The organism is Streptomyces sp. SM1, from assembly GCF_002910825.1.
Classification (GTDB): Bacteria; Actinomycetota; Actinomycetes; order Streptomycetales; family Streptomycetaceae; genus Streptomyces; species Streptomyces okerensis.
This window is the reverse complement of sequence record NZ_NEUB01000958.1, coordinates 1-7,254: the sequence shown is the minus strand read 5'-3', so window position 1 is coordinate 7,254 and position 7,254 is coordinate 1. Positions and strand designations below refer to the sequence as shown.

General features: G+C 74.1%; 8 protein-coding genes and 1 pseudogene. All 9 read left to right on the top strand.

From position 1 onward, the window contains the following. Positions 1-290, top strand: a pseudogene (locus B9S61_RS42885) (protease); the annotation flags it as partial. Continuing rightward, entirely contained in the window at positions 287-403 is a 117-nt protein-coding gene (locus B9S61_RS43605; protein ID WP_374936266.1) for a hypothetical protein, read from the top strand. The pseudogene B9S61_RS42885 and the gene B9S61_RS43605, both read left to right, overlap by 4 nt. Before the next feature lie 115 nt (positions 404-518). Next, positions 519-914: a hydrogenase maturation nickel metallochaperone HypA gene (locus B9S61_RS33460; RefSeq protein WP_103545531.1), complete on the top strand. Its 396-nt coding sequence runs from the start codon at positions 519-521 to the stop codon at positions 912-914. A gap of 2 nt (positions 915-916) precedes the next feature. Continuing rightward, the gene (hypB, locus tag B9S61_RS33455) at positions 917-1,612 is read left to right on the top strand and encodes a hydrogenase nickel incorporation protein HypB (protein ID WP_103545530.1); all 696 of its coding nucleotides are present in this window, start codon (positions 917-919) and stop codon (positions 1,610-1,612) included. Continuing rightward, positions 1,609-3,993 (top strand): carbamoyltransferase HypF, encoded by a 2,385-nt coding sequence (gene hypF, locus B9S61_RS33450; protein WP_103545529.1) that lies wholly within the window; start codon positions 1,609-1,611, stop codon positions 3,991-3,993. Before hypB ends, hypF begins: the two co-directional genes overlap by 4 nt. A 42-nt stretch (positions 3,994-4,035) precedes the next feature. Next, positions 4,036-4,338, top strand: a complete 303-nt coding sequence (locus B9S61_RS33445) for a HypC/HybG/HupF family hydrogenase formation chaperone (protein WP_103545528.1) — start codon at positions 4,036-4,038, stop codon at positions 4,336-4,338. Next, positions 4,335-5,474, top strand: coding sequence for a hydrogenase formation protein HypD (hypD, locus tag B9S61_RS33440; protein WP_103545527.1), 1,140 nt, complete (start codon positions 4,335-4,337; stop codon positions 5,472-5,474). Before B9S61_RS33445 ends, hypD begins: the two co-directional genes overlap by 4 nt. Continuing rightward, positions 5,467-6,534 carry a hydrogenase expression/formation protein HypE gene (gene hypE, locus B9S61_RS33435; protein WP_103545526.1) on the top strand — a complete coding sequence of 356 codons (1,068 nt, stop codon included), beginning with the start codon at positions 5,467-5,469 and terminating at the stop codon, positions 6,532-6,534. Before hypD ends, hypE begins: the two co-directional genes overlap by 8 nt. Positions 6,535-6,581: 47 nt before the next feature. Then, on the top strand, positions 6,582-7,034 hold the full coding sequence (locus tag B9S61_RS33430) for a universal stress protein (RefSeq protein WP_103545525.1): 453 nt from the start codon (positions 6,582-6,584) through the stop codon (positions 7,032-7,034). Positions 7,035-7,254 lie beyond the last annotated feature (220 nt).

The window sequence follows — 7,254 nt, the reverse complement described above, 5'->3', positions numbered from 1 at the left end:
CCGCCGGCCGCCGGCCGCCGGAGGGTGCCGCCCCGGACGGCCACCACATGTCCCCCGACGCGGTGTTCGCGCTGCTCGACACCCTGTGCGCGGGCACCGGCGCGGTACCGCCGCGGCGCACGTGGGTCGTGGGCTGCGAGCCCGCCACCGTCGAGGAGGGCATCGGGCTCAGCCCGCAGGTCGCGGCCGCGGTGCCCGAGGCGGTGCGCCTGGCCGTCGAACTGGCCGGCGGACACGACCCCGTCCGTGCCGAGTACACCCCTCTTCAACGCCTTCGGAGAACACCATGAGCAAACGTCTCGTCGGCGGTGTCGCCGCCGTCCTCACCCTGTCCGCGCTGGCGGCGGTCGCCGCGAACGTCTGGCCGGACGTGCGGCGGTACCTGCGCATCCGCAGGATGTGAGGCCCGCCGAACGGGCTACGGTCACGGCGCGGCGGGNCCGCCGGCCGCCCCGGCCGTGCCTCTAATGGGCAGCGGACCCGCCACCCCCACCTCCCCGGCCCAGGACGGAGCGGCGATGCACGAGATGTCCGTCGCCCTGTCGGTCGTGGACCAGGTCGAGCAGGCGGCACGGCCCCAGGGCGCGCACGGGGTGCGCCGGGTCGCCGTCGAGATCGGTGAACTGGCGGGGGTCGTCCCGGACGCGCTCGCCTTCTGTTTCGAGCTGGCCTGCGCCGGGACACGGCTGGAGGGCGCCGAGCTCGTCACCCGGTCCGTACCCGGACGGGCCCACTGCACCCCGTGCGGGCGCGGCTGGGACACGGGGATGCCGCCCGACATGATCTGCGCCGTCTGCCGTGCCGGCGCCACCGAACTGCTCACGGGCCGCGAACTGAGGATCACCGAGGTGCACTGGTCCGCGGCTCCCACCGCACCCGGCCCCGCGCCGGTACCGCAATCCGAGGAGAGCTGACGATGTGCCGCACAGTCGACCTCCGGCAGGCCGTGCTCGCCAAGAACACGATGGCGGCGGGCATCCTGCGCACCGAACTCACCGCCAGGGGCACGACGGTCGTCAACCTCCTGTCCAGCCCGGGCAGCGGGAAGACGGCCCTGCTGGAGCGTGAACTGCAGCTCTGCCGGGAGCGCGGCCTGGCCACCGCGGCCCTCACCGCGGACCTCGCCACCGAGAACGACGCCACCCGGCTGGCCCGTTCGGGCGTTCCGGTCAAGCAGGTGCTGACCGACGGCCTGTGCCATCTGGAGGCGGACATGCTCGCCGGGCATCTGCACGACTGGCTGCCCGACCCCACCCGGCTGCTCTTCGTGGAGAACGTGGGCAACCTCGTGTGCCCCGCCTCCTACGACCTGGGCGAGTCCCTGCGCGTGGTCCTGGCGTCCGTCACCGAGGGCGAGGACAAGCCCCTCAAGTACCCTGCGGCGTTCGGGCTCGCCCAGCTGGTGATCGTCACCAAGTCCGATCTGGCCGGTCCGGCCGCCTTCGACGAGGCGGCCTTCCGCGCCCACGTGGAGCGGGTCAATCCGGGCGTCGAGGTGGTGCTCACCTCCGTACGGACCGGTGAGGGCGCCGGGGTCCTGGTGGACCGGGCGCTCGCGGCGGCCGACGGGGAGCGTGTCCACGCGCCGGTGATGGCGCGGGCCGGGGCGTGAGCACCGCTCCCGGAGTCCGCCCCGCACCGGCCGTCGGGGCGGACTCCGTGCGGCGCGCCCGGGTCGTCGTCCGGGGTGTCGTGCAGGGCGTGGGCTTCCGGCCGTTCGTGTACGGGCTGGCGACCGGTCTCGGGCTGGCGGGGCATGTGACGAACACCGGTGACGGCGTGGTGGCGGAGGTCGAGGGCGCGTCCTCGGCCGTCGACCGGTTCTGTGCGCGTCTCGCGCCCGGCGCGCCGCCGCTCGCGGTGGTGGAGTCGGTGGAGCGGGCCGACCTCCCCGTGACGCGCGAGAGCGGGTTCGGCATCGTGGCCTCCCGGGCCGACGGCCCCGTACGCACGCTCGTGGCTCCCGACACCGCCACCTGCCGGGACTGCCTGGCCGAACTGGCCGACCCCGGCGACCGGCGCCACCGCCATCCCTTCATCACCTGTACGCACTGCGGGCCTCGCTTCACCATCGTCACCGGACTGCCGTACGACCGCGCGCACACCACCATGGCGGGCTTCCCGCTGTGCCCGGACTGTGCCCGCGAGTACCGGGACCCCGGCGACCGCCGGTTCCACGCACAGCCCGTCGCCTGTCCCGCCTGCGGTCCACGGCTGCGGCTCGTCACCGGCCCCGGGCACGGCGGCGGTCCGCCTGCCGCCGGCGCCGATCCCCTCGACGCGGCCCGCTCGCTGCTCGCCGCGGGCGCGGTGCTCGCCGTGAAGGGCATCGGCGGATACCACCTGGCCTGCGACGCCACCCGGCCGGAGGCGGTGGCCGCGCTGCGCCGTCGCAAGGCCCGCGGCGACAAGCCGTTCGCGCTGATGGCTCCGGACGTGCGGGACGTCGGGCATCTGGTGCACATGGGCCCGGTGGAGCGTGACCTGCTCACGGGGCCGGTGCGGCCCGTGGTGCTGATGCGGCGGCGCCCCGTCGTCCGGTCCGGTCCGGGGATGCTCGTGCCGGCCGATTCCGTCGCGCCGGGCAGCCCCGACCTCGGTGTCATGCTGCCGTACTCGCCGGTGCACCATCTGCTGCTGGCGGCGGGGGCGCCCCGGCTGCTCGTGATGACGAGCGGAAACATGTCCGGGGAGCCCATCGTGACGGACGACGAGGAGGCCCTGACCCGGCTGGCCGGGCTGGCCGACGCCTGGCTGACGCACGACCGTCCCGTCCACGTACCGTGCGACGACTCCGTCGTACGCGTCCTCGACGGCGAGCCACTGGTGCTGCGCCGCTCACGCGGCTACGCGCCGCTGCCCGTCACCCTGCCGGCCCCGGTGGTCCCGGCGCTGGCGGTCGGCGGAGACCTCAAGAACGTCTTCTGTCTCGGGCAGGGCGACCGGGCCTGGCTGTCCGCCCATGTCGGTGACATGGACGACCTCGCCACGCAGGAGGCGTTCGGCCGGGCCGAGCGGCACCTGGAGTCGGTGACCGGCGTGCGGCCGGCGCTGCTGGCCGCCGACACCCATCCGGGCTACCGGTCGGGGGCGTGGGCCCGGCGGCACGCGGCGGGCCGCCCGGTGGTCCGGGTCCAGCATCACCACGCGCACATCGCCTCCGTGCTGGCGGAGCACGGGTTCCCGGAGGGCGGCCGGGTGACCGGCGTCGCCTTCGACGGCACCGGGCACGGCGACGACGGTGCCGTGTGGGGCGGTGAGTTCCTCCTCGCGGACTACGACGGATTCCACCGGTTCGCGCATCTGGCCTACGTACCGCTGCCGGGCGGTGACGCGGCGGTGCGACGGCCGTACCGGATGGCGCTGGCGCATCTGCACGCCGCCGGTATCGCCGCCGGACCGGACCTGCCCTGCACCGCCGCCTGCCCCCCGGACGAACTCGACGTGCTGCGCGTCCAGTTGGCGCGGGAGCTGAACTGCGTACCGACCTCCAGCATGGGCCGGCTCTTCGACGCGGTCTCCTCCCTCACGGGGGTGTGCCACCACGCGGGCTACGAGGCGCAGGCGGCGGTCGCACTGGAAGCGGCGGCGGTGGCGGCCGGTGCCGACGACGAGCCGCACGACCCGCGCTACGCGTTCCGGCTCTCGGACGGCCCGGGGCCGCTGACCGCCGGGCCGGCGCCCCTGCTGACGGCGGTGGTCGAGGACGTACGGCGCCGGGTGCCCGCGGGGGTGATCGCCGCCCGTTTCCACCGGGCCGTGGCCCGGCTGGTGCGGGACGTGTGCGTGGCGGCCCGGCGGGCGGGCGGTCCGCGGACGGTGGCCCTGACCGGCGGCGTGTTCTCCAACGCGCTGCTCTCCTCGGCCTGCGCCGGTGAGCTGCGTACCGCCGGTTTCACCGTACTGCGCCATCGCGACATCCCGCCGAACGACGGCGGACTGGCCCTCGGCCAGCTGATCGTGGCCGCCCGTGCGGGAGCCACGGCCCGATGACGGGCGCGGGCGCCCCCGCGCGTGACGAGTGAGGAGATCCGCATGTGTCTGGCGGTACCCGGCCGAGTGCTGGGTGTGGAGGAACGGGACGGTACCCGGATGGCCACCGTCGATTTCGGCGGGGTGGTCAAGGAGGTGTGCCTGGAGTACCTGCCCGATCTGGAGGTCGGTGAGTACGCCATCGTCCATGTCGGCTTCGCCCTGCAGCGGCTGGACGAGGAGTCGGCCCGCCGGACCCTGGAGCTGTTCGAGAACCTCGGCATGCTCCAGGAGGAGTTCGGCGACCCATGGGAACAGGCCGCCCGGGCAGGCGGCGAGGACCTCGCGCGGGAGGTGCGGCGGTGAAGTACATCGACGAGTTCCAGGACCCCGCTCTGGCGGCACGTCTGCTCGACGACATCCGGGCCTCGGTCACCAGACCGTGGGCGCTGATGGAGGTGTGCGGCGGCCAGACACACAGCATCATCCGGCACGGCATCGACCAGCTGCTGCCTGACGAGGTGGAGTTGATCCACGGTCCGGGGTGCCCGGTCTGTGTGACGCCGCTGGAGGTGATCGACAAGGCGCTGGCGATCGCCTCCCGGCCCGAGGTCGTCTTCTGCTCCTTCGGCGACATGCTCCGGGTGCCGGGCACGGGGCGCGACCTGTTCCAGGTCCGGAGCGAGGGCGGTGACGTACGGGTGGTGTACTCCCCGCTCGACGCGCTGCGGATCGCGGAGGAGAACCCGGACCGGGAGGTGGTGTTCTTCGGCATCGGTTTCGAGACCACGGCCCCGCCCAACGCGATGACGGTGCATCAGGCCCGCAGGCGCGGTATCCGCAACTTCAGTCTGCTGGTCTCGCACGTCCGGGTGCCTCCCGCGATCGAGGCGATCATGCAGTCACCGGACTGCCGGGTCCAGGGGTTCCTGGCGGCCGGGCACGTGTGCAGCGTGATGGGCACGCACGAGTACCCGGCGCTCGCCGAGCGGTTCCGGGTGCCCATCGTGGTGACCGGGTTCGAGCCGCTGGACATCCTGGAGGGCGTACGGCGGACCGTGCGACAGCTGGAGCGTGGCGAGCACAGGGTCGACAACGCCTATCCGCGCGCCGTACGGGACGAGGGCAACCCCGCCGCGCGGGCGATGCTGGACGACGTCTTCGAGGTCGCCGACCGCGCCTGGCGCGGCATCGGGGTGATCCCGGACAGCGGCTGGCGGCTGGCGGCGCGCTACCGGGACTACGACGCCGAGCACCGGTTCCAGGTGGGGGACATCGCCACGCTGGAACCGGCGGAGTGCCGCAGCGGCGAGGTGCTGCAGGGGCTGCTGAAGCCGCACGAGTGCGAGGCGTTCGGCACGACCTGTACCCCGCGCACCCCGCTGGGGGCCACCATGGTCTCCAGCGAGGGCGCCTGCGCCGCGTACTACCTGTACCGGCGGCTGGACCTGCCCGCGGCGAACGCGGCCGCGGCGGACCGGGAGGCGAGCTCCGTTGTCTGACACCACCGCCGCACCCGACATGCTCTCCTGGAGCTGCCCGGCGCCCCTGCGTGACCGGCCGCGCGTGGTGATGGGCCACGGCGGGGGCGGCGCCCTGTCCGCCGAGCTCGTCGAGCAGGTGGTCCTGCCGGGACTCGGCGGGGCGGCTCCGGCCGCGCTGACCGACTCCGCGGTGGTCGAACTCGGCGGTGCCCGGCTGGCGTTCTCCACCGACTCCTTCGTGGTGCGGCCGCTGTTCTTCCCCGGCGGCAGCATCGGCGACCTGGCGGTCAACGGCACGGTCAACGACCTCGCGATGAGCGGGGCCCGCGCGGCCTGCCTGTCGTGCGGGCTGATCCTGGAGGAGGGCGTCGAGATCGACACCGTCGCCCGGGTCGCCGAGGCGCTCGGCGGTGCGGCCCGTGCCGCCGGGGTGCGCGTGGTGACGGGTGACACCAAGGTCGTGGAGTCCGGACACGGTGACGGCGTGTACATCAACACGTCCGGCATCGGTGTGATCCCCGCCGGCGTCGACCTGCGTCCCGAGCGGGTGGTTCCCGGTGACGTCGTGCTGGTCAGCGGTGCCATCGGGGTGCACGGCGTGGCCATCATGAGCAGGCGGGAGAACCTGCGGTTCGAGGTCGAGATCGAGAGCGACTGCGCGCCGCTCGGCGGACTCGTCGAGGCGATGCTGTCGGTCACGCCGGATCTGCATGTGCTGCGCGATCCGACCCGCGGGGGTCTGGCCGCCTCGCTGAACGAGATCGCCGCGGCCTCGGGATGCGGGGTGGTCGTCCAGGAGCGTGCGGTGCCGGTGCCGCCGCCGGTGGCCGGGGCCTGCGCCATGCTGGGGCTGGACCCGATGTACGTGGCCAACGAGGGCAAGCTCGTCGCCTTCGTGCCCCGCGAGCACGCCGACGCGGTCCTGGCCGCGATGCGGGTGCACCCGCTGGGCAGCGGTGCCGCCGCCATCGGTGAGGTGGTCCCGGAGCATCCGGGAATGGTCGTCGCACGGACCGGGCTCGGAGGTACCCGGGTGGTGGATCTGCCGATGGGTGAACAGCTCCCGCGCATCTGCTGACCCGGCCGGCGACGAGACGCGCACAGCGACTGGTGAGTGAGGTAACCATGCAATCGACTGAACCGGCACCCCGCGTGGTCGTGGGTGTGGACGGATCCCCCTCGTCGTACGAGGCACTGCGCTGGGCCGTGCGGTACGCCCGGGCGGCCGGCGCGGTGGTCGAGGGCGTCTACGCCTGGGAGACGCCCTCGTCCGCCGGATGGGCCGGTCCCGCGATCGAACCGGATTTCGACGCGGAGCAGGCGCGGCGTCGCTTCGCGGAGGCGCTGAACGCCGCGTTCCCCGGCGAACGGCCCCCCGGGCTGCGGGAACGGCTGGTCGAAGGCGATCCCTCGGAGGTACTGATCCGCGCCTCCGAGGGAGCGGAGCTGCTGGTGGTGGGCAACCGCGGACGGGGCGGCTTCGCCCGGGCGATGCTGGGCTCGGTCAGCCAGCGCTGCGCCCAGCACGCGTCCTGCCCGGTCGTCGTGGTCCGGCACCACGGGACCGCGCACGACTGACCCTTCCGTCGCCCCGCCACCCGGGCGGCAGGGGTGGCGCGGGCGGCCGGGACGGCCGGAGGTTCACAGGTGATCCGGCGTCACGGGCGGCCGCGGGCGCACAGATGACCGGGCGGCACGGGCAGCACTGTCGGCCGGAGGCACGCAGGTGTCCCGGCAGCACGGGCAGTCGGGGGCACGCGGGTGACCTGCGGGGCCCTGGCAGTCACGGGCACGCAGG

What these genes read in the sequence shown, in the direction of transcription:
- B9S61_RS43605 (WP_374936266.1), top strand. Translation starts at nt 287, where the DNA reads ATGAGCAAACGTCTCGTCGGCGGTGTCGCCGCCGTCCTCACCCTGTCC.
- B9S61_RS33445 (WP_103545528.1), top strand. Translation starts at nt 4,036, where the DNA reads ATGTGTCTGGCGGTACCCGGCCGAGTGCTGGGTGTGGAGGAACGGGAC.
- B9S61_RS33430 (WP_103545525.1), top strand. Translation starts at nt 6,582, where the DNA reads ATGCAATCGACTGAACCGGCACCCCGCGTGGTCGTGGGTGTGGACGGA.
- hypB (WP_103545530.1), top strand. Translation starts at nt 917, where the DNA reads ATGTGCCGCACAGTCGACCTCCGGCAGGCCGTGCTCGCCAAGAACACG.
- B9S61_RS33460 (WP_103545531.1), top strand. Translation starts at nt 519, where the DNA reads ATGCACGAGATGTCCGTCGCCCTGTCGGTCGTGGACCAGGTCGAGCAG.